The organism is Pseudomonas costantinii (assembly GCF_001870435.1).
In the GTDB taxonomy this organism is placed as follows: Bacteria; Pseudomonadota; Gammaproteobacteria; order Pseudomonadales; family Pseudomonadaceae; genus Aquipseudomonas; species Aquipseudomonas costantinii.
Genome location: NZ_MDDR01000021.1, coordinates 26,233 through 52,677, shown reverse-complemented (window position 1 = coordinate 52,677; position 26,445 = coordinate 26,233). Strand labels below are relative to the sequence as shown.

22 protein-coding genes are annotated in these 26,445 nt (G+C 61.5%); 13 read left to right on the top strand and 9 right to left on the bottom strand.

The window, feature by feature from the left end; all coding sequences use genetic code 11:
• The 7 genes from BFL40_RS11305 (at position 1) to BFL40_RS11275 (ending at position 8,632) form a co-directional block, all read left to right on the top strand.
• On the top strand, positions 1-1,842 hold the full coding sequence (locus tag BFL40_RS11305; protein ID WP_071484062.1) for an ABC transporter ATP-binding protein: 1,842 nt from the start codon (positions 1-3) through the stop codon (positions 1,840-1,842).
• Positions 1,839-2,147: a (2Fe-2S)-binding protein gene (locus BFL40_RS11300; RefSeq protein ID WP_071484061.1), complete on the top strand. Its 309-nt coding sequence runs from the start codon at positions 1,839-1,841 to the stop codon at positions 2,145-2,147. Before BFL40_RS11305 ends, BFL40_RS11300 begins: the two co-directional genes overlap by 4 nt.
• Positions 2,129-3,505 (top strand): FAD/NAD(P)-dependent oxidoreductase, encoded by a 1,377-nt coding sequence (locus tag BFL40_RS11295; protein WP_071484060.1) that lies wholly within the window; start codon positions 2,129-2,131, stop codon positions 3,503-3,505. Before BFL40_RS11300 ends, BFL40_RS11295 begins: the two co-directional genes overlap by 19 nt.
• A complete protein-coding gene (locus BFL40_RS11290) occupies positions 3,502-4,656 on the top strand; it encodes an NAD(P)/FAD-dependent oxidoreductase (RefSeq protein ID WP_071484059.1) in 1,155 nt (384 codons plus the stop codon). Before BFL40_RS11295 ends, BFL40_RS11290 begins: the two co-directional genes overlap by 4 nt.
• Positions 4,653-5,810 (top strand): acetylornithine deacetylase, encoded by a 1,158-nt coding sequence (gene argE, locus BFL40_RS11285; RefSeq protein ID WP_071484058.1) that lies wholly within the window; start codon positions 4,653-4,655, stop codon positions 5,808-5,810. Before BFL40_RS11290 ends, argE begins: the two co-directional genes overlap by 4 nt.
• A gap of 255 nt (positions 5,811-6,065) precedes the next feature.
• Entirely contained in the window at positions 6,066-7,523 is a 1,458-nt protein-coding gene (locus BFL40_RS11280) for an NAD-dependent succinate-semialdehyde dehydrogenase (protein ID WP_071484057.1), read from the top strand.
• 26 nt (positions 7,524-7,549) lie between these two features.
• The gene (locus tag BFL40_RS11275) at positions 7,550-8,632 is read left to right on the top strand and encodes a tartrate dehydrogenase (protein ID WP_071484056.1); all 1,083 of its coding nucleotides are present in this window, start codon (positions 7,550-7,552) and stop codon (positions 8,630-8,632) included.
• Positions 8,633-8,671: 39 nt separating this feature from the next.
• Here BFL40_RS11275 and BFL40_RS11270 read toward each other — a convergent pair whose 3' ends face one another.
• Positions 8,672-9,598, bottom strand: a complete 927-nt coding sequence (locus BFL40_RS11270; RefSeq protein ID WP_071484055.1) for a 2-hydroxyacid dehydrogenase — start codon at positions 9,596-9,598, stop codon at positions 8,672-8,674.
• Between the two features lie 192 nt (positions 9,599-9,790).
• On the opposite strand from BFL40_RS11270, the gene gabT reads away from it, so the two are divergent.
• From gabT to BFL40_RS11240, 6 genes are all read left to right on the top strand, one after another.
• Positions 9,791-11,083: a 4-aminobutyrate--2-oxoglutarate transaminase gene (gene gabT / locus BFL40_RS11265; protein ID WP_071484054.1), complete on the top strand. Its 1,293-nt coding sequence runs from the start codon at positions 9,791-9,793 to the stop codon at positions 11,081-11,083.
• A gap of 68 nt (positions 11,084-11,151) precedes the next feature.
• The gene (locus BFL40_RS11260) at positions 11,152-11,796 is read left to right on the top strand and encodes an HAD family hydrolase (RefSeq protein WP_071484053.1); all 645 of its coding nucleotides are present in this window, start codon (positions 11,152-11,154) and stop codon (positions 11,794-11,796) included.
• Between the two features lie 45 nt (positions 11,797-11,841).
• The gene (locus BFL40_RS11255; RefSeq protein ID WP_010449292.1) at positions 11,842-12,330 is read left to right on the top strand and encodes an Lrp/AsnC family transcriptional regulator; all 489 of its coding nucleotides are present in this window, start codon (positions 11,842-11,844) and stop codon (positions 12,328-12,330) included.
• 355 nt (positions 12,331-12,685) lie between these two features.
• The gene (locus tag BFL40_RS11250) at positions 12,686-13,456 is read left to right on the top strand and encodes a DUF4198 domain-containing protein (RefSeq protein ID WP_235864639.1); all 771 of its coding nucleotides are present in this window, start codon (positions 12,686-12,688) and stop codon (positions 13,454-13,456) included.
• A gap of 28 nt (positions 13,457-13,484) precedes the next feature.
• Positions 13,485-14,690: an acetyltransferase domain-containing protein gene (locus tag BFL40_RS11245; RefSeq protein WP_071484051.1), complete on the top strand. Its 1,206-nt coding sequence runs from the start codon at positions 13,485-13,487 to the stop codon at positions 14,688-14,690.
• A gap of 63 nt (positions 14,691-14,753) precedes the next feature.
• Entirely contained in the window at positions 14,754-16,100 is a 1,347-nt protein-coding gene (locus BFL40_RS11240; RefSeq protein WP_071484050.1) for an OprD family porin, read from the top strand.
• Positions 16,101-16,190: 90 nt separating this feature from the next.
• Here the strand turns inward: BFL40_RS11240 and BFL40_RS11235 are convergent, their stop codons facing one another.
• Genes BFL40_RS11235 through BFL40_RS11200 form a run of 8 tightly spaced genes read right to left on the bottom strand, consistent with a single transcriptional unit; the run spans position 16,191 to position 26,436 of the window.
• The gene (locus BFL40_RS11235) at positions 16,191-17,693 is read right to left on the bottom strand and encodes a right-handed parallel beta-helix repeat-containing protein (protein ID WP_071484049.1); all 1,503 of its coding nucleotides are present in this window, start codon (positions 17,691-17,693) and stop codon (positions 16,191-16,193) included.
• Between the two features lie 16 nt (positions 17,694-17,709).
• Positions 17,710-18,825: a polysaccharide lyase gene (locus BFL40_RS11230; RefSeq protein WP_071484048.1), complete on the bottom strand. Its 1,116-nt coding sequence runs from the start codon at positions 18,823-18,825 to the stop codon at positions 17,710-17,712.
• Positions 18,816-20,234 carry an alginate O-acetyltransferase AlgX-related protein gene (locus tag BFL40_RS11225; protein ID WP_071484085.1) on the bottom strand — a complete coding sequence of 473 codons (1,419 nt, stop codon included), beginning with the start codon at positions 20,232-20,234 and terminating at the stop codon, positions 18,816-18,818. Before BFL40_RS11225 ends, BFL40_RS11230 begins: the two co-directional genes overlap by 10 nt.
• Before the next feature lie 59 nt (positions 20,235-20,293).
• Positions 20,294-20,944 (bottom strand): alginate O-acetyltransferase AlgF, encoded by a 651-nt coding sequence (locus tag BFL40_RS11220; RefSeq protein ID WP_071484047.1) that lies wholly within the window; start codon positions 20,942-20,944, stop codon positions 20,294-20,296.
• 16 nt (positions 20,945-20,960) lie between these two features.
• Complete coding sequence (locus BFL40_RS11215) at positions 20,961-22,061, bottom strand: alginate O-acetyltransferase (protein ID WP_071484046.1); 1,101 nt, start codon at positions 22,059-22,061, stop codon at positions 20,961-20,963.
• Positions 22,062-22,070: 9 nt separating this feature from the next.
• Complete coding sequence (locus BFL40_RS11210) at positions 22,071-23,498, bottom strand: MBOAT family O-acyltransferase (RefSeq protein WP_071484045.1); 1,428 nt, start codon at positions 23,496-23,498, stop codon at positions 22,071-22,073.
• A gap of 14 nt (positions 23,499-23,512) precedes the next feature.
• Positions 23,513-25,000 carry an ion channel protein AlgE gene (locus tag BFL40_RS11205; protein ID WP_071484044.1) on the bottom strand — a complete coding sequence of 496 codons (1,488 nt, stop codon included), beginning with the start codon at positions 24,998-25,000 and terminating at the stop codon, positions 23,513-23,515.
• Entirely contained in the window at positions 24,997-26,436 is a 1,440-nt protein-coding gene (locus BFL40_RS11200) for a tetratricopeptide repeat protein (protein ID WP_071484043.1), read from the bottom strand. The genes BFL40_RS11205 and BFL40_RS11200 overlap by 4 nt, the downstream gene beginning before the upstream one ends.
• Positions 26,437-26,445 lie beyond the last annotated feature (9 nt).

The following is a 26,445-nucleotide window of genomic DNA, read 5'->3' as shown; positions in this document are numbered from 1 at the left end:
ATGAGCGAATTGATTCGCGTCGAAGACCTGCGCGTGGTTGCCTGTGGCGAGCGCGGGGAAGTGGAAATCGTCAAAGGCGTGAGCTTTTCCCTGGAAAAAGGTGAAGTACTGGCGCTGATCGGCGAGTCCGGCTCGGGCAAGACCACCATCGCCCTGGCCTTGTTGGGCTATGCGCGACGTGGTTGTCGCCTGGCTGGCGGGGTGGTGCAGGTCGGTGAACACGACATGCTCGCCTTGAGCGAAAAGCAGCTACAGGGCCTGCGCGGTAATCGTGTGTCCTACATCGCGCAAAGCGCTGCCGCTGCCTTCAACCCGGCAAAAAAACTCATCGACCAAGTGGTGGAGGGCGCGTTGATTCATGGGCTCGGTACTCGCGCCGAGCTGGAAGCCAAGGCCATCGGTTTGTTCCGTGACCTGGCCCTGCCCAATCCTGAGCGTATCGGTCGGCGCTACCCGCACCAGGTCTCCGGTGGGCAACTGCAACGGGTGATGGCGGCCATGGCGCTGATCAGCGACCCGTTGCTGGTGGTACTCGACGAACCGACCACCGCGCTGGACGTGACCACCCAGATCGACGTGCTGCGTGCGTTCAAGCGTGTGGTGCGTGAGCGCGGTGCAACGGCTGTTTATGTGTCCCACGATTTGGCGGTGGTCGCGCAGATGGCCGACCAGATCGTGGTACTCAACGGCGGTCAGATCTTCGAACAGAGCGCCACGGAGCCGTTGCTCAAAGCCCCAGCCCATGAGTACACCCGCAGCCTGCTGGCTGCCGCGCGCCCCGATACCTCCATTCGCCCGCCCAGCGGGATTGCCGAAGACCTGCCGTTGCTGACCATCAGCGGCCTGACCGCCGGCTACGGCAACAAGAACATGCAGGGCATGCCCGCCATCCGGGTGCTGGAAGACATCGACCTGACCGTGCGTCGCGGCCAGGCCATCGGCGTGATCGGTGAGTCGGGCTCGGGCAAGTCGACCTTGGCGCGCGTTGTCGCGGGGCTGCTGACCCCGGCCCTCGGTGGGCTGACGTTCGACGGCCAGCCGCTGGGCGGCAGTCTGTCGGAGCGCACGCCTGAGCAATTTCGGCGCATACAGATGGTGTTCCAGAACGCCGACACCGCGCTCAACCCCATGCACAGCGTTGCAACCATCCTCAGCCGCCCATTGAAGATGTACTTCGGCCTCAAGGGCGCGGCGTTGCAAGCCCGTATCGGCGAACTGCTCGATCTGGTGCGCCTGCCGCGTGACATGGCAGAACGCCGCCCGAGTGAGCTGTCCGGTGGGCAAAAGCAGCGAGTCAACCTGGCCCGCGCACTGGCGGCCAAGCCGGATTTGATCCTGTGCGATGAAGTCACCTCGGCCCTCGATACCGTGGTGGGCGCGGCTATCCTCGAACTGCTGCGCGACCTGCGTCAGCAACTCGGCGTGTCCTACCTGTTTATCAGCCACGACATCTCCACTGTACGTGCGCTGTGTGATGACATTGTGGTGATGTACAGCGGCCACAAGGTGCAGGCCGGCAGCCGCCAGTCGTTTGCCGAGGCACCGTTCCATCCCTATACCGACCTGCTGATCCACTCGGTGCCGGAACTGCGCCAGGGTTGGCTGGAAAACTGCGGCGCTACCTGCAGCACGTTGCCGCCGATTGGCGAGCGCGCCAACGTGCCGCAGTTGTGCACCTTTCTCGATCGCTGCCCGGTGCGTATCGACGGCCTGTGCAACCACACCGCACCGAACCGCCGCACGCTGGACAACGGCAGTGAAGTTCTCTGTCACCACGACAGCGCCCAATTGCTCAAGATTCAGCAGGGCGTTACTACCATGACCTTGGGAGCGTATGCATGAACGGTCGTTTTGTGAGGCTGGCCGAACAGGGCCGGCCGACGGTCAGCCTGATCGTGGATGGGGCACCCATCCAAGCGTTGCAAGGCGATACGGTGATGGTCGCGCTGCTGACCCAGGGCAACGCGCTGCGTCAATCGGAATTCGACAGCGGGCGCCGCGCCGGTTTTTGCCTGATGGGCGCGTGCCAGGATTGCTGGGTATGGACCCGCAGCGGCGAACGCCTGCGCGCCTGCTCCAATGAAGTCCGCGATGGACTGGATATTGTCACGACGCAACCGGAGGCGACATGGCCACTGCACGGGTAGTCATAGTCGGTGCCGGACCGGCGGGGGTTCGCTGCGCTGAAACCTTGCTGGCTGCCGGTATCAAACCGATCCTGATCGATGAAAATCGCCGCGACGGCGGGCAGATCTACCGCCGCCAGCCAGAAGGTTTTACCCGCGACTATACGACGTTGTACGGCACTGAGGCCGCCAAGGCCCAGGACCTGCACCAGAGTTTCGATCGCCTGCGCGGCGCCATCGACTACCGCCCCGACACCTTGGTGTGGAACCTCACGTCGGGGCAGTTGTGCTGCGCGAGCCAGGGCCGCCACAGCACGGTGGATTACGACGCGCTGATCCTTTGCACCGGCGCCACCGACCGCTTGATGCCGATTGAAGGCTGGCAGCTGGCGGGCACCTACAGCCTGGGCGGGGCGCAAATCGCGTTGAAAAACCAGGCCGTGTCCATCGGCCATCGCGTGGTGTTCATGGGCAGCGGGCCGTTGCTGTACCTGGTCGCCAGCCAATACGTCAAAGCCGGCGCCGAAGTGGCGGCGGTGCTCGATACATCGCCGCTGAGCCTGCGCATCAAGGCCCTGCCCAAACTGCTGGCGCGGCCAGGTTTGCTGTTCACCGGGATCAAGTTGCTGGTGCAGCTGTATCGGGCCAAGGTCGCGGTGCACTTGGGGATCAAACCGCTGCAAGTCATGGGCGATGCAGCCAATGGCGTGATGGGGGTGCGGTTCACCACCGATGGCGGGCGGACTGAGACGGTGCAGGCCGATGCGGTCGCGCTGGGTTACCACTTGCGCCCTGAAACCCAACTGGGCGACCTGGCCGGTTGCGCCATGGCGTTTGATCATGCCTCCAGCCAATGGTGGCTGGCCACCGATGACGCCGGGCGCACCTCGGTGAAGGGCATGTATGCGGCCGGAGACGGTGCGAAAATTCGCGGTGCCGACGCTGCCGAACATGCAGGGCGCCTGGTGGCGTTGGCGCTGCTGGAAGACCTTCAACAACCGGTCGACAGCGGGCTGCGTGAAGAACAACAGCAAGCATTGGCGGTGATGGATCAATTTCGCCTCGGCCTGGCCCAGGCGTTCCCGTGGCCGAGCGAGCAGGCCAAGGCTCTGCCGGACAGCGCCATTGTGTGCCGCTGCGAGATGATCAGCGCCGGCGAGTTGCGCCGCACAGTGAACGAGAAGGGCGCCTGTGAAGTTAACCGCGCCAAGGCGTTCAGCCGAGTGGGCATGGGCCGTTGCCAGGGGCGTTATTGCTCGCAGGCGGGGGCCGAAGTGATTGCAGCCGCGGCCGGCGTGCAAGTACAAGAGGTCGGTCGCCAGCGCGGCCAGGCGCCCGTTAAACCGTTGTCGATGCTCACCGAGGAGGTGTCGCCATGACCCTACAGAAAGCCGATGTAGTGATTGTCGGCGGCGGCCTGATGGGCTCGGCGGCGGCATTTTTCCTGCGCCGTCGCGGGCAGTCGGTGATTCTGCTGGAACGTGACCAGATCGGTCAGTACGCCAGCGGCGTGAACTTCGGCAATGTCCGGCGCCAGGGTCGCTATCTCGGTCAGTTGGAACTGGCTAATCGCTCCTGGGCGCTGTGGAAACGTTTGCCTGAGTTGATCGACGATGACCTGGAATTTATCGCCAGCGGCCATATGCGCGTGTGTTATCGCGAAGACGAAATCGCTGAACTCGAGGCGTATGCCGCTGCGCCTGAGGCGGCGCAACTGGACCTGAAAATCTATCGCGGTGCCGAGTTGCGTGAGCGTTTTCCGTTCCTCGGTCCGGACGTGAAGGGCGGCTCCCATGCGCCGCACGATGGGCATGCCAACCCGCGCCTGGCGGCTCCGGCGTTTGCCAGGGCGGCACGACGTATTGGCGCGCAGATTGAAGAACAGACCGAAGTCGCCGACGTGCAGAAGGTCGGCGGCGAGTTTAATGTCACGACCACCGACGGCCGCCAATTCAGCGCTGCCCAGCTATTGATTACCGCCGGCGCCTGGGGCCAGAAGCTGTCCCAGCAATTCGGCGAGCCGGTGCCGCTGGACACGCACGGCCCACAAATGGCGGTCACCGAGCCGGTGCCTTACGCCTTGCCGACGGTGATCGGCGTGTACACCAAGATTCCCGAGGAGGTCATCTACTTCCGGCAGATTCCACGCGGCAACATCGTTATCGGCGGTGGTTACCGCAGCAAGCCGGACATGCTCAATCGTCGGGCCTATGTCGAGCCGCGCAGCATTCTCAACCAGATGCAGCAGATGCGGCGCCTGTTGCCGGGTGTCGGCAACCTGAACATCATCCGGGTCTGGAGCGGCATTGAGGGTTACCTGCCCGACTCCCTGCCGATCATGGGCCCAAGCGGCACGGTAGACGGCTTGTTCTACGCATTTGGTTTCTGCGGGCATGGCTTCCAGCTCGGCCCCGGTGTCGGCGACGTGATGGCCGAATTGATCAGCACCGGCAGCACCAGCACGCCGATCGCGCCATTCTCCATCACGCGTTTTTCCCTTCCTGCCGCACAACGGAGCCAGGCCTCATGAAACCCCGCGTTCTCGAGATTCTCAAACAGTTGATGGCCTTCGAGACCGTGTCTTCGGAGTCGAACCTGGCCCTGATCGACTACGTGCGCGACCTGCTGCTGACCAAGGGTATTGAGTCGTTGATCGTCAAGGACCAAAGCGGCAAAAAGGCCAACCTGTTCGCCAGCACCGGGCCAGAGGACCAGCCGGGCGTGTTGCTGTCCGGGCACACCGATGTAGTGCCGGCGGCGGGGCAGGCGTGGACCTTTCCCGCGTTTGCGGCCACCGTGCAGGACGGGCGCATCTACGGGCGAGGCAGTTGCGACATGAAGGGCTTTATCGCCCTGGCCATCGACGCGATGCTTGATGCCGCCGACCACACCCTGAGCCGCCCATTGCAACTGGCCTTGTCCCATGACGAGGAGATCGGTTGTGTCGGCGTTCGGCGCTTGCTCGATGTGCTGCACCTGGCGCCAGTGCGGCCGTTTTTGTGTGTGATCGGTGAGCCGACCAACATGCAGTTTGTACTCGGCCACAAGGGCAAGGGTTCCTACCGCACTTATTGCCGGGGCCAGGAGGCGCATTCGTCGCTGGCGCCGCGTTCTGTCAACGCGATCCATGTTGCTTGCGACTTTATCGCCGCCCTGCGCGACAGCCAGCAGCAACTGCAAAAACACGGCGCCCAGGACAATGACTATGACGTGCCCTACAGCACCGTGCATGTTGGGCAGATTGTCGGCGGCAAAGCGCTGAATATCGTGCCCAACCTGTGCACCCTGGATTTTGAAGTACGCAACTTGCCGGCCGACGACCTGGACCAATTCCTGGAACAGATGCGCGAACGCGCCGAAGTGATCGTGCGTGAAGCGAAAAAGCTGTCCAGCGTGGCAGCCATCGAGATTGAAACCGTCAACGTCTACCCCGGCCTCGATACGCATCCCAGCGTCGAAGCGGTGCGTTTCCTCAAGCAATTTGCCGCGCCGGATACCGGCACCTCAAAGGTTTCGTTCGGCACTGAGGGCGGGCTGTTCAAGCAGCGTCTGGATGTGCCGGTGGTGGTCTGCGGACCGGGCTCCATCGAGCAGGCGCACAAGCCGGACGAGTTTATCGAGATCAGCCAGATGGATGCCGGGGAGCGGTTCCTGGGAGGACTGCTCGGCTCCCTGAAACGCTAAAGATCAAATGATCGTTCCCACGCTCCGCGTGGGAACGCCTTAATGGGCGCTCTGCGTCTGCTTTTGGGTCGCGGAGCGTCCTGGGCAGCATTCCCACGCAGAGCGTGGGAACGATCAAATAGACCTTTATTTCCTCGGTAGAGCCTGCCGTTCCCACGCAAATTTCAGCATCCGACACTGTCCTCAAATCGCTTTCAGCATCCTCATCCGTCGTATCTCCCTAGACTGAAACCTGTCTCGGATCAGGACTCGACCATGCTCAAGAATCGTTTGAAAGACCCCAGCCTTCTGGCAGAACTCGCCTATGTGAACGGGCAGTGGATCGGCGCCGACAACGCCGCGACCCTGGACGTCATCGACCCGGCCAGCGGCCAGCTACTTGCCCGAGTACCGGCGATGCAAGGCGCTGAAACCCGCCGCGCCATCGAGGCCGCCGACACCGCCTGGCCAGCCTGGCGCGCGCGTCCGGCGGCGGAACGTGCGGCGCTGCTGGAGCGTTGGTATCAGGCGATGATCGACAACCTCGATGACCTGGCGCTGATCATGACGTGCGAGCAGGGCAAGCCGCTGAACGAAGCCAAAGGTGAAATCCGCTACGGCGCCGGCTTCGTCAAATGGTTCGCCGAAGAGGCCCGTCGCGTCTATGGCGAAACCATGCCGGCCCCCAGCGGCGACCGCCGCTTGCTGACCCTCAAGCAGCCGGTGGGCGTTTGCGCGGCGATCACGCCGTGGAACTTCCCCAACGCGATGATTACCCGCAAGTGCGCGCCGGCCCTGGCCGCCGGTTGCCCGATCATCGTCAAGCCGTCGGACCTGACGCCGCTGTCGGCATTGGCCCTGGCCGTATTGGCCGAGCGCGTCGGCATTCCGGCCGGGGTGTTCAACGTGTTGACCGGCATGCCCACAGGTATCGGCGAAGAGTTGACCAGTAACCCGACGGTTCGCAAAATTTCGTTTACCGGCTCGACAGCCGTCGGCCGCTTGTTGATGCGTCAGAGCGCCGGGCACATCAAACGCTTGAGCCTGGAGCTGGGTGGCAACGCGCCGTTCATTGTGTTTGACGATGCCGACCTGGAGCAGGCCGTGGCCGGGATTATGCTCAGCAAGTTCCGCAACGCCGGCCAAACCTGCGTGTGTGCCAACCGGATTTTGGTGCAAAACGGTATTTACGAGCGCTTCGCTCAACGGCTGGTGGAAGAGGTGGGCAAGCTCAAGGTCGGCAATGGCCTCGACGCCGACGTCACCATCGGCCCGCTGATCAACCCGGCGGCGGTGAACAAAGTCGCCCGGCATATCGACGATGCCCTGAGCCAGGGCGCACAGTTGCTTTGCGGGGGTATCCCTGAGGGCGACAGCCAGTTCGTGCAGCCCACCGTCCTCGGCGAGACCCATGCGGGCATGCTGCTGGCCAATGAAGAGACCTTTGGCCCGGTTGCGCCATTGATGCGTTTCACCGATGAGGCCCAAGCCCTGGCGCTGGCCAACGCCACACCTTACGGCTTGGGCGCCTACTATTTCACTCAGGATCTGCGCCGTTCATGGCGTTTCGGTGAGGCGTTGGAGTTCGGCATGGTCGGGCTCAATACCGGGATCATCTCCATGGAAGTTGCGCCGTTTGGCGGTATCAAGCAGTCGGGCCTGGGCCGTGAAGGCAGCAAGTACGGCCTGGATGAATACCTTGAAGTCAAAGCCTTCCACATCGGCGGGCTGTAATTCACAGAGACGGGGAGCAGCGTTTGATGAGCAAGGTATTCAGAATCGCCGCGATTGCCGGCGATGGCATCGGCAAAGAAGTCCTGCCGGAAGGGCTGCGGGTGCTGGAACAGGCGGCGAAGAAGTGGCAGCTGGATTTGAGCATCGAGGTACTCGACTGGGCGCACTGTGATTACTACCTGGAGCACGGGCAGATGATGCCCGACGACTGGTTCGAGCAGCTCAAGGGCTTCGATGCGATCTACTTTGGCGCCGTAGGCTGGCCGGACAAAGTGCCGGACCACATTTCCCTGTGGGGCTCGTTGCTCAAGTTCCGCCGTGATTTCGACCAATACGTGAACATCCGCCCGGTGCGGCTGTTTCCCGGCGTACCGTGCCCGTTGGCCGGGCGCAAACCGGGCGACATCGATTTTGTGGTGATCCGCGAGAACACCGAAGGCGAGTACTCCTCGGTCGGCGGCAAGATGTTCGAAGGCACCGAGCATGAGTTCGTGCTGCAAGAATCGGTATTCACCCGCCGTGGTGTGGACCGGATTCTCAAGTTCGCCTTCGACCTGGCCCAGACCCGCCCGCGCAAACGGCTGACGGCGGCGACCAAATCCAACGGGATTTCCATCAGCATGCCGTACTGGGACGAGCGCACGGCATTGATGGCGGCGAACTACCCAGAGGTCACCTGGGACAAGCAACACATCGACATCCTGTGCGCGCGTTTTGTGCTGCAACCGGACCGGTTTGATGTAGTCGTGGCCTCGAATCTGTTTGGCGACATTCTTTCCGACCTGGGGCCAGCCTGTGCGGGGACCATCGGGATTGCGCCTTCAGCCAACCTTGATCCGCAGCGGCGGTTTCCGTCGTTGTTTGAGCCGGTGCATGGCTCGGCGCCGGATATCTACGGGAAAAACATCGCCAACCCGATTGCGATGATCTGGTCCGGCGCGTTGATGTTGGACTTCCTGGGGAACGGGGATCAACGTTATCGGGCGGCGCACGATGGGATTCTGCAGGCGATTGAAGAAGTGATAGGCGAGGGGCCGATTACCCCGGACCTGGGCGGGAAGGGCTCGACGCAGGACGTGGGGCTGGCGATTGCAGGAAAGTTGCACTAGACACCGACGGGCCGGCGATGCTCAGCATCGCCGGCGCTTTCAATACCCTTGGCGCCGATCCACCTCACCCACCATCGGCTCACCGCGCTGATGCCGTCGAATATTGTCCAACAACACCCCAAAAGCCGTGCTCGGCTGGGTCATTGCTGCAATGTGTGGTGTCAGCGCAATCTGCGGATGGTCCCAAAAAGGATGATCCGTTGGCGCCGGCTCTTCCTGCAGCACGTCCAGCACCGCGCCGCTGAGCTGCCCGCTGGCCAATGCCTCAAGCAGGTCATTTTCCACCAGATGCCCGCCACGCCCCATATTGATCAGGGCTGCACCGTGTGGCAGTTGGGCAAATAACCCCGCGTTGAGAATGCCTTGGGTTTGCTCGGTGAGCGGTAGCACGCACAGCAGAATATCGCACTGGCTGAGGAACGCCGGCAGTTGTTGTTCGCCGGCGTAGCAGTCCACGCCGGGTATTTGATGGGCGCTGCGGGCCCAACCGGATAACGCAAAACCGAGCGGTTTCAAGGTGGCCAGGATCTGCTGCGCCTGGGTGCCCAACCCCATCACGCCGACGCGTCGACTGACTGCCGGTTGCAGCAGATGCGCCTGCCAGCAGCGCGCGGTCTGCTGCTGGCGGTAACGCAGCATGTCCCGGTGCAGGCTAAGCACGGCCCAACTGGCGTATTCACACATGCCTCGGGTGATGCCTGGGTCCAGCAGGCGCACCACCGGCAGCTGCGCCGGCAAGCGATTGAGGTCCAGTTGATCGACCCCGGCCGAGAGCGCAAACAGCACTTTAAGGTTGGGCAGCACGTGTTCGAGATTATCCGGGGCCTGCCACGCGGCCAGGTACTCGATCTCGTTGGGGTTGCCGATGTCTGGCCAGGCGCGCCACTGAATGTCCGGTGCGTGTTCGGCGAACAGTGCCTGCCAGTGTTGGCCGCGCACCGGGTCAGCTTTGTAGAGCAAGGCCATGGGCATTTCCTGCTGGGTGAAGGGAGCGTTCATGATCGCTCAACCCCGGCGCAGGATCTGTTGAAAGGCAGGGGTAAAACAGTCGATCCGAATTTCTCACGGGGCAAGTTCGGCTGAGTCCGTTTCGTACACGTCGTAACCTGAATCCATCGCAACCACCTTCCGGTTGCCGGACTCACGATGGGAATTACCATGAACAGCAAAGTCGACGAAACCCCTCATTTGCTCCGTCAGCGCGATCAATTCGTGCCGCGGGGGCTTGTGACCGCACACCCGCTGGTGATCGACCGTGCCCAGGGCGCAGAGTTGTGGGATGTGGATGGCAAGCGTTACCTGGACTTTGTCGGTGGCATTGGCGTGTTGAACATCGGCCACAATCATCCCAAGGTGGTCGCGGCGGTGCAGGCTCAGTTGCAAAAGGTTTCCCACGCGTGCTTCCAGGTGGTGGCTTATCAACCTTACTTGGACCTCGCCCAGCGCCTGTGTGAAATGATCGGTGGGCAGGAAGCCTACAAGGCGGCCTTTTTCACCTCCGGGGCGGAGGCCGTGGAAAATGCGGTGAAGATTGCACGTGCCCACACCAATCGCTCGGCGGTCATCGCGTTCCGCGGTGGGTTCCATGGGCGGACCTTGCTGGGCACCACGCTGACCGGTATGAGCCAACCCTATAAGCAGAATTTCGGGCCGTTCGCGCCGGAGGTTTTTCACACGCCTTACCCGAACGCCTATCGGGGTGTCACCAGCGCCATGGCACTCCAGGCTCTGGATGAGTTGCTGGCGACCCAGGTTGCCCCGGAGCGTGTGGCCGCGATCATCATTGAACCGGTGCAGGGCGACGGTGGTTTTCTCACGGCACCCGCCGAGTTCCTCCAGGCCTTACGCGCCCTCGCTGACAAGCATGGCATCGTGTTGATCCTCGATGAAATCCAGACCGGTTTCGGCCGCACGGGCACCTGGTTCGGTTTCCAGCACGCAGGTATCCAGCCGGATCTGGTCACCGCGGCCAAGAGCCTGGCGGGTGGGTTGCCGCTTTCGGGTGTGGTCGGCAAGGCGCACATCATGGACGCGCCGCTGCCTGGCGGCCTGGGTGGCACCTACGGTGGCAACGCCTTGGCGTGCGCGGCGGCGCTGGCAGTGATCGATACGTTTGAGCAGGAGCAGTTGCTGGCCCGCAGCCAAGTGCTGGGCGAGCGCTTGCGCCAAGGCTTACTCGCTTTGCAAGCGCGTTACCCACGCATCGGTGACGTACGTGGTACGGGCTTCATGCTGGCGATCGAACTGATCAAGGACGACCCGGTTCGCAGCCCGGATGCGGACCTCAATCAGCGCGTGATCGATGCCGCGCGCGAGGGTGGTTTGCTGGTGATCAAGTGTGGTGTATACCGCAACGTGTTGCGCTTCCTTGCGCCTCTGGTTGCCACCGAAGCCCAGGTTGACGAAGCCCTGCAGATTCTTGAGGGCGCTTTGGCACGGGTCTTGAACTGAGCCAGTGCCCGCGTGAGCCGTTATTGAGCATGGGTAAATAAAATGCATCATTGGAGGCTTGACCCACCATGGGGCTGACAACGTATCGAGCATTGCTGATTGATTGCGACGAAGTGCTGGTGGATCGGGATTCGGGGGTCTGGACAGCCTTGCAACCGTTACTCGACAGCCGTGGCGGCCAGCCGAACAAGGAGCAGGTGCTGGCCGAATACAATACGGTGGTGGCGGCACTCTACCCACGCTTTGCTGAGCTAGGCTTCAGTGGTGTGTTGTGCTTTGCCCATCGCCAACTGGCCGAAGGTTGGGGCTTGCACGCCAGCTGGGAGGAGGGCATGAGCTTCGCCCGTTCAGCCAGCAACTGGTCGCTGTTCGAGGATGCGCCGGGCGCCATGCTTTACCTGCGCAAGTTCTACCGGTTGCTGGTGCGTGGCGACCGCGATGCGGAAGATCGAGCGGTGTTGTGTGAGCGGCTGGGGATCGCGCCGGAGGATTTTATCTCCCTGGCGGAGGATCCCGAATGGCTCAATCACCCAGCGCTGCAAGCAGAGCCGGTCCTGCACGTGACGCGAGCCTCAGGCGGTGCAACCCTGGCGCTGGACCGCTGTTTGATTGGCCGTCATCGTGCCAGGCAGCCCACGCCTTGTGCGGCGGATTACTGCATCAGCAGCATGGCGGATCTGGTGGCTCAGCATCAGCTGTCTTTACGGCGCTGATTTTGCTAGAAGATTGTCTTACAAATGGCAGTCAAGAGGTACGCGATGGAAGGGCAAGTGAAACTGGACCGGATTGACATCAGCATTTTGGTCGAGCTGCAAAAGGACGGTCGGATGACCAACGTCAGCCTCGCCGATGCCGTTGGTTTATCGGCCAGCCCCTGTCTTCAACGGGTCAAACGGTTGGAGTCGGCCGGGTATATCTCCAGCTACAAGGCGCACTTGAACCTGGCCAAGATTACCGATTCGGTCACGGTGTTTACCGAAATAACCCTCAGCGACCACAAGCGGGAAGACTTCGCCAAGTTCGAGTCCAACATCCGCCTGGTGGATGAAGTGCTCGAATGCCATTTGATCAGCGGCGGCTACGATTACCTGGTGCGCTTCATGACGCGCAGCATTCAGCATTATCAGGAAGTGGTCGAAAGCCTGCTGGACAAGAACATCGGCATTTCCAAGTACTTCAGCTACATCGTCATCAAGTCGCCCGTGCTTAAAGACGGCGTCCCTCTGCGCAAACTGCTGCGCCACTGAAATAAACCCATCGCCCAAAGCCCCCTGTGCTGCCTCCAAAAAAGGCGGCTCGGGTGGTTTCGCCTTGGCAAATGGGGGGCTCACGGCCCCTTGGCTTTGCACCCCGATTGGACACGTTCACGCCTTGGCGCCGCTAAACGCCTCATATCGACGCAAGCCGCATAAAGCACTGTTTTGGCCCGTTAAAACAGTCATCTGCCCCGGCGTGTGCGCGCAATTCGGCGCAAAGCGCAAAAGTGCCTGCGTTGTAATGCATCCAGAGTGAGGGCGCGGAGTGTTGTGCGGTGTTTTCAAACCTGTTGAAGCCGCTGCAGCGATTCGTTGAACACCACCAATCGGAGCGAAAAAAATGCGAATGAGCAACGCAAAAGCACTGTTGGGTTACGGTGCGTTGATGCTGGCGACGACCAGCGAGGCGCATCAGATTTGGTACGAAGCACTTCCCGGCCAACCTTTGGCATTGTATTACGGGGAATATGACAAGAATGTACTGGAAGTGACGCCGGGGGGAATGGACCGGTTCAAGCAACTCAAGACGTGGTCGATCGTCGACAGGTCTGCACCATTGAGCCTGACCTTGCAGCGTCAGGCATTCGCCCTCGCTCAACAACCCAGTCGCGATGACTCGTTGTTGGCCAGGGACCTGCACTATCCGATTTTCGATCTGCATGAGGCCGGCAAGACCTTGAAGGCCTATTGGACGCCGGCCACCCGTTGGGTCGGTGATTTACGCGCGCGCACCCCTGAGCTGACCCTGGACATCGTACCTACCGGCGTCGCCGATACGAACCGGGCGCAGTTTCAGGTGTTCTACGCATCCAAACCGCTGGCGAACCAGGACGTGGTGTTGGAAACCGCATCCGGTGAAGTCTTCAGCCAACGCAGTGACGCCGCCGGCAAGGTCAGCTTCGAGTTGCCGTGGCAGGGGACGTACGTGGTGGCTGTGGAACATCAGGACTACAGCCCCGGCGAGCGTGTGAACCATGAGGGCAAGGCCGAGGCGTATGACGTCAAGCGCTTCAGCTCCACGCTGTCGTTCTCCCGGCAGCAGGGCCAACCCCCATTACCTCGGGCACCGTCGCAACTGCCGGCCTCGGAAGTCGCCAGGCTGAAAAAACAAGCCTGATTCATTGCCTCCTTCATGAGTGATTGATATGACCCTTTCTTCAGGATTGGCAGGTCAGGCGGGCACTGCTGCCCCGGCACTTGCCCGCAGTAAAGTCGCGACCTCCACGCGGATGTTGGCCATCGATGCCTTGCGTGGTTTTGTGATGCTGTTGATGTTGATCGACCATGTACGGGAAACCTTTTTGCTGCACCGTCAGGTCACCGACCCGATCGACGCGTTGAGCGTAACCCCGGACTTATACTTCACCCGTATGCTCAGCGAGATCTGCGCGCCGGCGTTTATCTTCCTGACCGGGCTGTCGGCGTGGCTGTATAGCCAGAAACACAGCGCTCGCGAGACGTCGGTGTTTCTGCTCAAGCGCGGCATGTTCCTGGTGTTCCTGGAAATTACCTTCGTGTGCTTCGCCTGGAACGCCGAGCTCCCACCCAAGACATTATGGTTGCAGGTGATCTGGTGCATTGGCCTGTGCATGATCGTGCTGGCCGGGCTGCTGCACTTCAAGCGCAGTTGGCTGATCGTACTGGGGATAGCGATTGTCGCGGGGCATAACCTGTTGGATGGCGTGACAGTGGGGCCGGAGTCGCCGTTCTTTGTTCCGTGGTCGATCCTGCATCAGCGGGTATTTATCGACATCACTGAATTCACTCGGGCCCGGACCACTTACCCGATATTGCCGTGGATTGGGGTGATCTTGCTGGGCTGGGGCATCGGCCCCTGGTTCGGCAAAGACATGCCGCCCGCCGAGCGTATATCCCGGTTGGTCAAGCTGGGCGCCGGCTTGCTGGTGGCCTTTGTGTTCATCCGTTACCTGAATGTCTACGGCGAGAAGCCTTGGGTGCAGACCGGTGATTCGTTGCGTACGTTCATGAGTTTCATGAGCGCGAAGAAATACCCGCCGTCGCTGATGTTCCTGATGCCAACCCTGGCCCTGTCGTTGCTGTTATTAGCGCTGTTCGAGAAATGGCAGGATCGCTGGTCCACGGCGATGCTGGCGATTTACGGGGGCGCGCCGATGTTTTTCTACCTGCTGCATCTCTACGTACTCAAGGCCATGTACCTGGTCGCGCTGGCGATCTGGGGCGCGAACCAAGGCACTTACTACGGCTTTGACGACCTGCCGATGGTGTGGTTGTGGAGCGTGATTCTTGGGGTGTTGCTGTTCTTCCCGACGCGTTGGTTTGCCGACCTCAAGCAGCGCCGTCGCGACATCGCAATCCTCAAATACCTCTGACGTACCCACGGGTGTTCCCCGCTCGGCGGAGCACCCTGGCCTCAAGCGTTCTGGAGTCAAACCGTGAAGACCTTATCGACCCACACCCTGCTATTGGCATTGGGAGGGCAGTCCCTGCTCGCCTTTGCCGCGGAACAAGACACGGCCAAAGGCTTTGTCGAGGACAGCCAATGGAGCCTCCTCAATCGCAGCGTCTATGACCGCCGCGACTATCAGCACGGCGCACTCAGCAATGGTGCGCGCAACGCCTACAAACCCCGAGCCCAGCGCAGTGATCTTGCCGAAGAATGGGCGTATGGATTAATGGCCGATTACACCTCCGGTTTTACCCCTGGAACCGTCGGCTTTGGCCTTGATGCCCACGTTTATTCCGGCTGGAAATTGGACAGTGGCGGTGGGCGTGCCGGAAAGGCACGGCTACTGGGAGTGGACAACGACGGACACCCCAAGGACGAATTCAGCCGAGGCGGTGCGGTAGCCAAACTGCGGTTTTCCTCGACAGAACTGCGTTACGGCGAGCAACGGGTGAAAACCCCGGTCTTTGGTTCGTCCGACAGCCGCTTGCTACCCGAAACGGCCACCGGGTGGTTGTTGACCAGCCGCGAACTGCCGGCCACCACGCTGTATGCCGGGCACTTCAACGAGAGCACCGACCGCAACGCCAGCAGTCATGACCGAGGATTTGTCGTCAACTACTCCAACGGCAAGCAGGGCAACCGCTTTGACCTGGTAGGGGTACGCAACACGGCAATCAAGGGGTTGAGCGCCAGCCTGTTCAGTGCTGTCTACGAGGACACTTGGCGCCAGCATTACCTGGGAGCGATCTACACCCAACCACTGGTTCCCGGCCAGTCCTTGAGCATGGACTTCAACCTGTACCGAACCCAGGACACCGGCAAAGCCTTGTCCGGGCGCATCGACAACACCACCTGGAGTTTGCTGTCGACCTATCGACTCGGCGCCCACAGCTTCGGTGTCGGTTATCAGAAAGTCGCGGGGGATACGCCTTACGACTACGTCACTCGTGGTGCCATTTACCTGAGCAACGCCGTGGCACTGTCCGACTTCAACGCGCCTCGGGAAGCGTCCTGGCAGGCCCGCTACGACCTGGATCTGGCCGGTTACGGCATTCCAGGCCTGACCTTCGGGGCGTTGTACGTGCGCGGCAGCGGCATCGATGGCAGCCACATGGACCCCAACGGCGGCTACACATGGCTGGGCTACGGCAAGGGTGGCAAGCATTGGGAACGTGATGTGCAAGCGCGCTACGTGGTGCAGTCCGGTGCCGCGAAGAACCTGGCATTTACCCTGCGCCATGCGGTGCACCGGGGCAACGCTGCCCAGGCTGAACTGGACGCCAACCAGATTCGTCTGGCGGTCGAGTATCCGTTGGGAGGGCGCTTGCAGTAAGACAATACAAAACCACCTGCCATGGGATGGCAGGTGGGCGTGTTGCCAGTGACAGTTTGTGCTGACCAACGACAGCAGTGCGCTGGTCATTCACTGCGCCAGGCTGCTGTCAGTGCATGCGAGTGCCGATGGCGGCGCTGCGTCGGGGCTGCGGCGGATCTGTACCACACAGTTCTGGCGTACGGTGGCATCCAGCAGCAGGCTTTGCACGGGCATCAGGTCCCCGATCAGCAGGTTCTGCAGCATGGGTTTGCCCTGATATCGGTTGTGTCCCAGCACCACGTTGTCGATCCCTTCGACCCGCACCACGGCCTTGCCAATCGCGCCCAAGCGGTTGCCGGTCAACGCCAGTTCACCCGGCAGTGGCGCAGCGTTGCGTAGGCTGATGGCGTACTCGGGGCTTGTGGTGATGCGGTTATCCAGTATCGCCAATGACTGCACTTCACTGGCGTCGATGGCGCTGCCCTGGCTGTTGCTGATCAGGTTGTCGACGATCATCAAGGCGCCGTCGTTGCCGCTCAGGTTGCGCAGTTGAATGCCATTACCCTTGGAGTCGCCGATTCGGTTACCGGTGATCAGCAGGGCACCGGCCTGTTCACTGACTTCGATACCGGCCTTGGCGGTGGTGAGGATCAGGTTGTCTTTGATCAATGCACGGGTTTGCCCGCGTACGCGGATGCCACTGTTGTTTTCGACGCCGCGAATGCTGTTGCCGCGCAGTTGTGCCTGGCTGTTGTTGAGGTCGATGGCGTATTGCTGTTGTTGCTCAAACGTCGACTGCTCGATCTGTGCCCGGGCGTGTTGCAGGTTGACAGCGGTGGACAGCTCAGTGAAGTGACTGTTGCGGATCAACACATTGGCCGCTGGTGTGCTGGCCGCCTGTTGGGTGCTGATAGCGGTGCTCAGGCCTTGCGACAGGTTGGCGTTGTAGCCCAGGCGGCTGAGGGTGGAGTCCAGGATCTGCGTGGAGCTGCCCGCCCAGGACACCACGAAAGGCCGATAGGCGCGGTCGGTGTCGCTGGTCTTTTCACCGGTCCAGCCTTCCAGCCGGGACTGGTTCAGGCTCAGCAGGCCCTGATTGATCAGTGCGGTACCGGAAAAGTTGTACAGGTACAGGCTGGTGCCTTCCAGTATCAACCCGCCATTGGCGGTGATCATCAGGGGGTAGCTCAACAGGTAACCGTCTTTGTGCCGCCGCAACACACGCGGGTCGTGCAGGGCGTCGGCCAGTTGCGCCAGGGTGATGCTGCCACCACTGATCACCACGGCTTGCGGGTGATGCGACTGGTACCCGGCAATCGCGCGGAACAGGCCGTTATTGACGAACGGCTCGAACGGCCAACTGCCTTGCTGGGACGAAAACATCGGTTGCAGGCTGACCTGGGCGCGTCCAGCGGGTCTGCGGATTGCCACGTCGGCCATCTGCACCGCTTGGCGGGTACGGTTCAACAGCTCGACCTGTTGGTCGTGGTGCTGTTGCGCGGGGATCACGCTCAGCGCACGGTCCAGGGGCAATGTTTGCGGCTCGGCCTGGCAAGTCAGGGCACTGCCCAGCAGGGTGGCGAACAGGCTGATGCGAATGAGTGGCGGCATGCTAATCGTCCTTGGCTCAGTGGCCGGTGGAGTACAGCGGCTTGAGCGGGCCGCCGAGCTGGCTGTAGTTGTCGACGTCGCCGTCCAGGGAGTCATACAGTTTGCGCGCCAGCACATGCTGCGGGCTGCGCTGTAAAAACGGGATCAACCAGGCCATTTTGTAGGGGGCGATGTCGACCTGGGACTGGCCTTGCAGCTCCGGCAAGCCTTGTGGGTCGAGTACGCTACGGGCGGCGAAGTTGGCCAACAGTTCCAGGCGCGTCTGGTCTTCGGCCGACCAACCCAGGTTGTTGCTGCGCGCGGCCTCGGCCAGCATCACCAAGGGCACGAGGGCGTACTGACTGTAGCTGGCAGCCAGTTTTGCGCGCGCCACTTCAAGTGGCAGGTAGGCGTAATCCCCCGCGCTGGACAGCGTGGCCTGCTGCAAGCCACGGCGCAGATTGCTGTCGCCCCACTGGATGAAATCGTCGCGCTGAATCAGCATGCCGGTCGCCGACACGGCCCAGCCGGCCCAGTAGTCGTGGTTGTTGAAGTAGGCAAAACCCGGCGCGTGACGTGGTTGGTACTCTTCGATGATCAGTGCCCCGAGGCGCGCGAACCAGTCTTTCTGCACGGGTGAAAGCACGCGTTTGTTGTCTGCCATGGCTTCGGTCATGAGCAAGGTGCTGCTGATGGCCGCCACCGCCCATTTACGCGCGGCCATGCCCGTGCTGCTGGCGTCGCGATTGAGCAGGGCCCCGGCCTTGGCCCAGGTTTCCAGCCATTGGTCCTGGCAGGCCAGGGCCATGTTTGCCTGTTGCGGGGTTTTAGCCCGCTCGAACTGCTTGGTGGCGTAGATCAGCCCGCCAATGAAGGCTTTGACCTGCTTGCCGATGTCCTCGGTGCCTTGGTCGGGGCTGGCGGCCAGGGTCGATTTGCTGGTGTCGCTCTGGTCGTACTTGCTCTTGAGTTGCAGGCTGCCGGTGTAGGGCGGCGGCGGATCCTTCACACAGCTCAGGGTGCGGTAATCGGCGATCATGGCCGAGGGGACCGTGGCGCGCGCCGGCCAAATCGAGCTGGTCGCGCCGGCAGCGGCCAGGTGCAGGCCGGCAGCCGTACCTAACAGCGCCAGCAGCAAGGGTTTCAAAGGCATAGTTTGGTTTCCACCTGGGTCGCGCCACTGGAAGGTTTGGTCGGTTCCATGAACACCGACAGCAGGTTGGCGCCCTGGAACTCCTTGGCCTTGCTCAGTTCCAGGTAGTACTGGCCACCGGTCACGGCCGCTTCACGGCGGAACCAGACCTTGTCGCGCTGGCCATTGTCGTAATACACGATGACGTAGAAGTCTTTGACGTTCTTGTCGCTGATCTTGATGTCCAGGAAGCCCGCCGAGCCCTTGAGGTTGCTGCGGTTTTCGCCGGCATTGCTCAGCAGCTCGAGGCGGTCACTGACCTTCAGCGCCGGGTGGCTGAGGCGATTGCTCAACAGCGTCTGCGAGGTGCTGCAGCCGCCCTTGATCGCGGGCACCAGTTGCCGGTACATCTGCGGCGACCCCAATTGGTAGTTGGCCGGCAGTTCCCAGATCACTACCTTGGGCGGGGCTGCGGGTTTGTAACTGTCCGACAGCAGGTACTCCAGCAAGGAGCCATCCTCCCCGGCACCGGGCAGGGCGAAGTTGAGGATGTCCACGTCCAGATACTGCTTGAGGTAGCCGTCGAAGTTGAACTGCTTGCTTTCGTCTTCCCGAGCGGCGGCGTTACTGTCGCCGACCAGGATCACCTGGGGGTCGGGCGCTTCGTCGAACAGGGCGTCGGCGCCACCGGCCATGGGCACCGTCTGGTAGCCGCGCACGTATTGCATGCCGAAGTTGTTGCCGCACAGATAGGTCAGCCCCAGGTTCATGGTGCCGTCCTTGGGCACCACCACGCCGGGTTCGGTGCGGTAATGCGTTTTGGTCAAACCGGCATAAAACGGCTGGCGGCGCACTTCGTCGGCCACCACCTGGGCGGTGGCCTGGGCGCCGGAAGGGGTCCAGTGGTGGTCGCGCCGAAAGAAGTACTCACCGGCCGGTGGCTTGGCCACTAATTGCATCATGTCGGGGACTACCGCGCCGCCTGCGCGCATCTGTTGCAGGTAGGCACTGAGGTTGCGATTGGCGCGGGCAAAGTCGAAGCCCATTTCCTGGCCCGGGCGCAGTTTGTCGCGATGCATCAGCCCGCGGGTCGGCTGGATGGCCATGACCACGTGGGTGCCTTGGCGCGCGAAGGCCGCCATCAGCCGCGCGTATTCACTGCGCATGTTGGCCGGGATGCCAAAGTCATTGGTCAGGTCGACCTCGGAGCGAAACAGCCAGCGGTCTTTGCCGGGGACGATCTCGCGCATCAGTTTCATACGCCCCTCGGCGTAGTTCTGCGGGTCTTTGAGCGCCGGGCAGATCAGGCAGTCCAGGCCCGTACAGGCGGGCACGCCCTTGGCTGCGACAGGCTGGGCTTGCGCGGCGAGCGCGGGCAGGCAGAACAGCGAGAGCAATGCGGCGAAGCCGAAATATAGGGGTGTCTTCATGGGCGCGAACTTCATCATCCTGTTGATCGGGGCATGCGGGCTGCCGGTGCAACGCGTCCTCACTCCGTGGGGTCGATACCGTTGGCCAGGCTCATGCTCTTGTAGCCACTGCCCTGAGGCAGCAGCACGTAGCTGTAGGAGCGACCTTTTTTGAGGAACAGTTCGTCAAAGTTGGCCACGTTTTTTTCGCCCACGTAGGCGGCAAAACCGATCTTGATCTCGTTGACCATGCGGCTGCCGGTCTGGTCCTTGCCCAGCGGGTCGACGATCACGTGCTTGCCGTCCACGGTTTTCAATGCAGCTTGGGTCGGTGTCAGGTTGTAGAACGCCACCTGGGCTTTCTTCGGCTCGTTCACGTATTTGTCGGCGATCAGGGTCAGGGTCTTGCCGTCGTACACCACGGTGCTGGCGGCATTGGCCACAAGGTTCGGCTGGATCGACTGACCGGCGACCCCGATGCTGTGTTTGCCGGCCGTGGTGAAGCGGTAGCCGCTCAGTTGCCCGGCGGCGACTTTCTGCGGGTTGGTCTTGCCGCTCAGGCTCACGTCGATGCCAGTGTTGCTAAGGTTCAACACCCGCACAAAGGCCGAGTCGGCCGGGGCTACGGCGTCGTACAAGTCGGCGTTGCCATCAGCCGCCAGCGCGTGTGCGGTTACCAACAGCAGGCCAGTTGCGCCGAGCAGGCGTTGGATCAGGGTTGTGGCAGTCATGGTCAACTCCTTGAGCTTAAATACCGATAGGTAGGGCAGGCAGGCCGGATAAGCCGGCGCGTTGGGCCAACACGGTTCGCAGCGGGAACTCCCAGATCACCGTGTCTAGGCTGTCGTCTTTCAGTTGGTCGCTTTTGAGGAACTCGTTCATGGCCTCGAACGGGCCGCGAGCTTCCACTGCGACGCTGAACAGGTTGGTGCTCAGCGCTTCTTTTAGAAAACCGCTGAAATTCCAGTCATCAATCTTTGTGTAGCTGGTGCCCACCAGGGCTATGTGCTGCGGCTCCTCGCCAAACAGGCTGGAATCGCTGACGGCCTGGCCGGTCTTGAGGGTTTCGAACAGCGCGATGGTGCCGGCGCCGTAAGCCGACGGCTCGCTTTGCTGGTCGAACTGGACGTAGTTCATCAGGTCGCCCTTGATGGATTTTTGTGCTGAGGACTGGGAGGTGTAGGCCGTGCTGCCGATCAGTTCCGGGTGCTGGCGGGCCAGTTCACGGGCGGCTTCACGGGCACCCTGTGGGGTCCAGTGAGTGTCGGATTTGAGGAACAACGGCACCTCGTCCCGCGCGGCCAGGAAACGCGAGCGTAACGGCACTACGGTGACTTTCTGCTGGTTCAGTTGCTCGACAAAATGGTCGTACAAACTGATCGCTCGTGGGTCAGCCGGGCGCAGGGTGTGTTCGGAATAGATGTCCAGTTTCATCGGCAACGGCAGCACGATCAGGCGCTTGTTGTGGGCCGCCAGGCGAGCCTGCACTTCGCCGATCCGCGCCAGTTGCAGGCTGAGGTTGCGCTCCAGATCGTTAGGCACGCGGTATTCCTGGTTGGTGAACAACCAGCCATTGCGGCCCAGCACCACGCCGCTGGTGCCTTCATGAAACAGCTGGTAGCGGGCATCGGCCCACAGTTGCACCGAAGGCTCACGCAGGAAGAAACGTTTGTCGTAGACCTGTTCGAACTTACGTAACAGCTTGCCATCCATGAACAGTGAGTAGGCGTCGTTCTGGTTCTTGGCGAAGCTGAACACCACCGGCAACGAGTAGACGAACATGCCCAGTAGTAACGCGCAGAACAACAGCCCATTGAGTTTGCTCGCCGAATTCATCACCGGGTACATGGCCGCCTCCTAGAACTGAAAGTACAGAAACGGTGAAAATGAGTGCGCTGCCAGGCTGCTCAGCGCTAAAGCAAAGCCCGCCCAGAGCAACAGCATCTGCACGCCGCCCACATGCCGCATGAAGTACTGTTGTTTGTTACCGGCATAGAACCGCACGTTGTTGGCCCCCGAGAGGATCAGCCACACCACCGCGACCAGGGCGAAGGCCATGGCCATTTTCGAGGCGCCCAACACGTACAGGTCCAGGCTGCCTGCACCATTGAAGCCCAGCAGCGCCTTGTAGATTTCAAGGCTGTGGGCCAGGTTGCTGGTGAAGAACAGCGGCATGCTCAAGGTGATCAGAGAGGCGGTACGCAGGTTGCGCAGCACGTTGTAGGGGGTGGTGATCTTGGTGGCGATGCCCAGTTTGCGTTCAGCTACCATGGCCAGGCCGAAGAACAGTCCCCAGCAGATAAAGGCGAAGCTTGCACCGTGCCACAAGCCTGACAGCAACATGGTGTAGACCAGCGCGGGCATGGCGCCGGCCATGCGCTTGCGCACCAGCGGCAGGTACACGTAGTCGCGCAGAAAGTGCGCCAGGGTCATGTGCCAGCGTGCCCAAAATTCTGTGACGCTCTGGGACACATACGGCTGGTTGAAGTTTTCCGGAAAACGAAAACCCATCATCAACGCCAGGCCCAACGCCATATGGCTATAGCCGGCAAAGTCGAAATACAGTTGCAGGGTCGACACCACCAGGCCGAACCAGGCATCGCCCATCTGCAGCGAACCTTCGCTGATGAACAAACCCGCGATGGGTGCCAGTTGGTCGGCGATCAGCACCTTCATGATGAACCCGAGCATGAATCGGCACACACCCAGGCTGAACAGCTCCAGGGAGTGTTCGCGTTGGCGAAGTTGCGGTGCGAGTTGGCTGTAGCGCAGGATCGGCCCGGCCACCAGGTGTGGGAATAACGCGACGAAGGCCGCAAAATCGATGAAGCGATTCGTCGGGGTCGCGTCCTTGCGATAAATGTCGACGATGTAGCTCAGGGCGTGGAACACGTAGAAGGAGATACCCAGGGGCAGGAAGATCGTTTCCAGGGTAAAGGTGTTGATGCCCAGCGGAGCCAGCAGGGCGGCGAGCACATCGGCGCCGAAGTTGGCGTATTTGAAGTAGCCCAGCGTCGACAGGTTACCGACGATGCCGATCCACAACAGGCGAAATGCCCAGCGCTTGTCGCCCGCGTCCAGTCGCGCCTTGATGCGCAGGCCGAACCAATAGTTCCAGTAAGTGATGCCGACGAACAGCAGCAGGAAGTCCGGGCGCCACCAGGCATAAAACAGGTAGCTGGCGGCGACGATCACCGTGGACCGCCACTGTGGGCGCGACAAAAAGTACACCAGCAGGAACACCGGCAGGTACAGAAACAGGAACACGTTGGAGGCGAAAATCATGGCCAGGCCCGTCCTTAGTAACTCATCACGACGCCAAACGAAATTTGGTAGTCGTCGCCACTGGTCAGCGCGTTGCCGGCTTTCAGGTAGCTGGCGGTGATCAGGCCATTAACGTCGAAGCGCTTGCCTTCATAGGCCAGCGGAAACATCTTCCAGTAGTAATTGACGTCGTACATTTGCCCCACAGAGCGCCCGCCGGTGCTGCCGCCGTTGTTGATCTGGGCGTTACGCGCCGAACGCTGATTGGCGTCGACCCGAATCGGCAACGGACCGTCCTGGTCGCGTAACTTGAGGTCGGTGACGCGAAAGTCCAGGCGACTGCGCGCCGTGGGCCGGGTCTCCAGTGCCACGCCGTAGTACTGCACATTGCGTAAATTCAGGCTGACAAAGGAGCTGACCAGCCGGGTGCTGTACGCACCGGCTTGTGTGATGCGGTCGGACTGAATGTCGTTGAGGCGAAAGCCGTCGGTGTCGTCGTGGGTCTTGTCCGTCAGGCCGCCGCGCAAGGCCACACGCGGGGTCCAGGCCAGGTCATCGAAGCGCTTGCCGACCTCACCGAGCACCGCCCAACCGTCACTGTGGTTGTTGCGCGTGGTGGTTTGTGAAGACGGGTCCCTGGAGTTGGTCAGGCTGGTGCGGTCCATCTTGCCGTTCAGCGAAATCGCTTCCAGGTGGTAGTCGCTCAGCAGCGGGGTGAACGTCAGCCGGTCGCCCTTGAAGAACAGGCCACTGCGTACGCCCGTGAAGTCGTAGCGGTCGTTGACGTCGTGGTTGCTCTTGTCGTCCTCGTACATCAACCGCGCGCCGACCCAGTTGTGCTCACTCCAGCGGTAGGCGTATTCGCCCATCGCATAGAAGATGTTCTTCTCGGTGTCGTCCAGCGTATTGACGTCGGTGTTGTAGTGGTAAAACTTCTGCGCCACGGCGACAAAGGCGTGGGAGAACGTGTCGGTGTAGTTGAAGCGCACCGACTCGATACTGTCATCCCACCAAATGCCGTATTCGTCGTTGAAACGCTGGCGCCCGGCCGATACCGAGAAGCGCGGATCGTCCCAAAGCAGGTTGCGTTTAACGTACAGCTCGCGGAACTCGGCGTAAAAGCCTTGCGGCTGTTTGCGGTTGCTGGCGTTGTTCTGATTGGTTTCGTTCTGCACCAGGCTGGCCGATTGGTTGGAGTCATAGTCCAGCCACACACGGCCATACACCTGCCACTTGGCCCAGCGTTTTTCCGGCGAATACCAGGCGAACGAAGGCTCGTAGCGCAGGCTGTAGAACGACTCGCGACCGTTGCCGATTTCGGAGTTTTCCGGGCCGAAGCCACCTTGCAGGGTCAGCTTATTGAAGAACTCCGAAGTGATCGGTGGCTGGCTTCCGTCGGCCGGGGCCATGCGCACCGGCTCGAGGCTGTCGGTTTCGGGGCCGGTCACTTCTTCGGCTGCCAGGGCCACGTCATTGAAGGCCAGGATCAGCAGCGCGCTGTAGAGAGGGGAGTAGGGCTTCACAGTTGAGCTTCCTTCATGAGGTCGGCGCGGGCCAGTTGGGCGCGGTCGATGTCGTCCTTTTTCATCACCCGATCCAGGCGCTTGAGCAGCCCGCGGGCGCGGTTTTCACCCAGATCCAGTGCCACTTGGGCATAGGCGTAGGCCTTGACCGGGTCATTGCACAGCGCACGGGCGCGAAAATAGAGGGTCGCGATGCGGTAGTAGGCGGCGGTGGAACCCAGGCGTGCCTGCTCCTGGTAAATCTGCAAGGCTTTTTCCTGATCGGGCTGGTCCAGGCCGCCCTTGCTGTACAGCTCACCCAGTAGCAACTGTGCGTCGCGGTAGCGGGCGGCGATCAGCTCGTTGATCAGTACCTGGGCCTTTTGCGGGTCCAGGGTCAGCCAGTTGGTGACCATGTAGAACGACGCCTGCAAGGCCTTGGCGCGAGTCGGGTCAAGGGCTTGCACGCGGTTGATCAGGGCCTGGGTTTCTTCGGCGTTGTGCTCGGTGGGGTTGCTGACCATGAAGTTGACCTTCGACACCAGCGCCGGTACATAGCCGCGCTCGGCCGCGTTGTCGAACCAGCCTTGCACGCGGGCAATGGCGGCAGCCTTGGCCTTGTCGGCGGCGATCTGTTCGGGTGTCGGCGGGGCTTTCACCGGCTTTGGGCCCATGCCGCTGGCCAGACGCTCATCCTTGTCGGCTTCATCGTCTACCCGTTGCAGGCTGTTGATACTGTCGAGCAACGCGCCGATGCGATGCACGATCTCCACCGGCAGGCTGGCGCGTTGCGGTTCGAGCGTCGCGGCGAAGCGCTGGAACAGGCTGTCCTGTTGCTCGCCGAGGAAACGGTAGTAGCGGTCCACGGCGCGCACATCGACTTTGACTGCCGCTTGATAGTGCCGATCCGCCAAGCCACGGTTGCCTTCGCGTTCGGCCAGCACCGCCTGGTACAACTCGGAGTGGCAGTTGAGCAGGCAGGATTGCTGGTACAGACTGAGCAGTTGCCGGGCATCGGCCACGTTGAAATCCCGCGGGTAGACCAGAAACACTTCGAGGGTGGTGCTGATGGTGCGTGGGTCCAGGGCGTGCGGGTAAAGCGTCAGCGCCCGGGTCACATAGCCGTGCTGCTGATCGCGCAGGCGCGGGTTGCGATCGAGCAGGCGAACCAGCGAGGCCAGCGCCGGGATTTCCCCTGTGCCATCAGCAAAGGCGTCCTTGTACAAGCCCAGCACCTCGTCCAGGTTGACCGTGTCCGAGTTCGACAGCACGTCGCCCAACAGTTGCTTGGAGGCTCGATCCCCCCGAGCGGATAGCTCGCGCAAGTCGGCCACGACGTTGGCATTGGGATCCTTGTACAGCGCATAGCGCACCTGCTCCAGGCTTTGCCCGGCGAAAACCGGGTCGCCCAGCCACAGGGCTAGCAGCAACAACGACGGGCGCGTGGGCAATTTCATCGCGGCATC